Source organism: Microbacterium sp. Bi128, from assembly GCF_918698205.1.
The window spans coordinates 1-2,578 of record NZ_CAKKMM010000716.1; the positions used below are offsets into that span (position 1 = coordinate 1).

3 protein-coding genes are annotated in these 2,578 nt (G+C 63.3%); all 3 read left to right on the top strand.

Annotated elements, in window-relative coordinates; translation table 11 throughout:
- On the top strand, positions 1–902 hold a 902-nt coding region (locus LQV45_RS25280; RefSeq protein ID WP_230009374.1), incomplete at its 5' end, for a LacI family DNA-binding transcriptional regulator.
- A 184-nt stretch (positions 903–1,086) separates the two neighbouring features.
- Positions 1,087–1,629 carry a 2,4'-dihydroxyacetophenone dioxygenase family protein gene (locus LQV45_RS25285; protein ID WP_082492763.1) on the top strand — a complete coding sequence of 181 codons (543 nt, stop codon included), beginning with the start codon at positions 1,087–1,089 and terminating at the stop codon, positions 1,627–1,629.
- A 250-nt stretch (positions 1,630–1,879) separates the two neighbouring features.
- A partial coding sequence (locus tag LQV45_RS25290; RefSeq protein ID WP_230009376.1) for an alcohol dehydrogenase catalytic domain-containing protein occupies positions 1,880–2,578 on the top strand: 699 nt, incomplete at its 3' end.

Genomic DNA, 2,578 nt, shown 5'->3' on the forward strand with positions numbered 1-2,578 from the left:
TACATGATCGTGTCCTAACTGCTGCGGAAGACCTGGGGTACCGCCCCAACAAGGTAGCCCAGCAATTGCGCCGCGGGCGGACAGATGCCGTCGGCCTGCTTTTCGCCGACATAGCAAACCCGTTTTACCCTGATCTTGCCAGCGGAGTGATCGCCGCGGCCACTCTGGAGGGCTTCGAGGTATTCGTCTCCAACGTCGGCATTAATGGGGAGCGACAGACCGAAGCGGCAATGGCACAGCTTGACCGGAATTCAGCCGGCCTGCTCTTCACTTCTGTAGCCGATCAGGACCGCGACTTGCTTGAAAGCCTCACCCGACGCGGTGTTCCCTTCGTGCAGTTGCACCGAGTGCTCGAGGGAGCTGCTGCCGATTCGGTAGTAGTCGACAATCTGGCTGCGGCCCGGGAGCTGGCACAACATGTGGCAGGGACAGGTCGAAAAAGGGTCGCGGTGCTCGGCGGCGCCGGCGCGTCCAGTGTTTCCCGAGACCGTGAGCGGGGCTTCCGGGAAGGCCTGGCGATGGAGGGCGCGACCGTTGTGAACGAGGACGGGCTCTGGGGTGCGCTGACCCGGGAATCCGGGGCCGCCCGGGCCCGGACGCTCTTGAGCGCCGGGCAGCAGGTTGAGGCCGTGTTGTGCGGCAACGACATGATCGCGGTGGGCGTCCTCGACGTCTGCCGGGAACGGGGGCTCCGGGTGCCGGAGGATTTGGCGGTCGCCGGATTCGACGACATGAGCTTCTCCAGCGCCGGCCCGCTGCAGCTGACCACAGTGACGGTCCCCCGCGAAATGATGGGACGGCGCGGCTTCGAACTGCTGCTCCGCAGAATCCAGGGATACGACGGGCCCCCCGAGCGCATAGTGCTCCCCCACATCCTTCAAGTCAGGGAGACAACGGGCTAAGCAACCCCCGAATGTGACTCGGACAACAAAAAATCCTCCAAAGCTCTTGCGCACCGGCCCGACGGCATGAATACTTAACTTAATCGATTCAGGAACCCTGGTTTTGGCCACGTTCGAACTTAATCGATTCAGTTCCGCAAGTGATGTGACATCCACATCGGTTCCTAAACTTCGAAGGAGAAGAATGACTGCGAATGCTGCTGAAGCAACCATGGATGAGGCTGCCGTTCCTTACCGCGGCGAGCAGCCCTATGGCATCATCGATGACGTCATCGTGCCCGGCGCTCTCGACCTGGACGCGGACGAGCGCCTGTGGGTGCCCCAGTCCAAGGACGTGTCCTTCCGCCCGCTGATTCTCTCGGCGAGCCAGGGATATTTCGTGAACATCCTGCGCGTGCGCAAATCCGGGATCCTCTCCCGCCACAGGCACGCCGGGCCGGTTCACGCGATCACCCTTAAGGGCCGCTGGCACTACCTGGAGCACGAGTGGTGGGCCGAAGAAGGGACTTACGCCTTCGAAACACCGGGCGATATCCACACGCTCGTCGTCCCTGACGGGGTCGAGGAAATGGCCACCCTGTTCCACGTCACCGGCACCTACATCTACGTGGATCCCGACGGCAACCCCACCGGCATTGAGGATGTCTTCACCAAGATTGCCCTTGCCCGGGCACACTACGAAGCAGTAGGCCTTGGCGCCGACTACGTCGATCAATTCATCCGCTAAGAGGCCTCCTCTCCCCTCGGGGGCCGGACCGCGATTCCCGGAATCGCCACAAGCTGGCCGCAACCCGGGGCCGAGTCCGGTGCTGCTCCTGCGACCACTGCAGCCAGGAGCGGCACCGGGCGGCATCCGGATACACCAATGACGCTGTCAACCTGCCCCGGCGCTGCCGGCGCCGACGGACCAGCCGTTACCAAAGACTGCGGAACTTCGAAGGAGACGAACCGATGAACAAATTCGTACAGGGCTGACCGTGAAAGCCCTTAGAAAACAAAGCACCTCACCGAAAGACGTGCGGGTGCAGGAGCATCCCAAGCCCGACCCGGCTCCCGGAGAGCTCCTTGTCCAGACACTGGCCTGCGGCCTCTGCGGCAGCGATGTGCATGCATGGCGTCAGGACACGGGTTACGAATGGGTCCATTGCCCGGTGACACTGGGTCATGAAGCGGTCGGCGTCGTTGTAGGTACCGGAGCGGGAACGGGCAGCCAATGGATCGGTCAACGCATTGTGCCCATTGCCATCGATGGCTGCGGATCCTGCGATCTGTGCCGTCGAGGAACTCGTCAACTTTGCCTGGACCGAACCGTGCTGGGGCTCTCCTTTGACGGAGCCGCCGCAGATCTCTTCTCCATCCCTGAATACCGCGCCGTGCCGGTGAACAATGAGCTGCCCGCTGCGGTTCTCGCCCTCACGGAGCCGCTGTCCGTGGCCCTGCGCGCGGTGACACGCCTGGAGCAATCGATACCGGCCCAGGCCCGTGTCATCGTCAGCGGTCCCGGGCCGATCGGCCTCATGGCCGCGTTGCTCCTGAAACAGCGCGGGCATCGGGTTACGCTCCTCGGCGCAGCACGCGACGAAGAGCATCGCCTGCCCCTGGCCCGGCTACTTGGTCTGGAAACCATCCAGGCAGAGGACGTGACCCCGGCAGGGCTGCACGGGTGGCTGGAAGGA

What these genes read in the sequence shown, in the direction of transcription:
- LQV45_RS25285 (WP_082492763.1), top strand. Translation starts at nt 1,087, where the DNA reads ATGACTGCGAATGCTGCTGAAGCAACCATGGATGAGGCTGCCGTTCCT.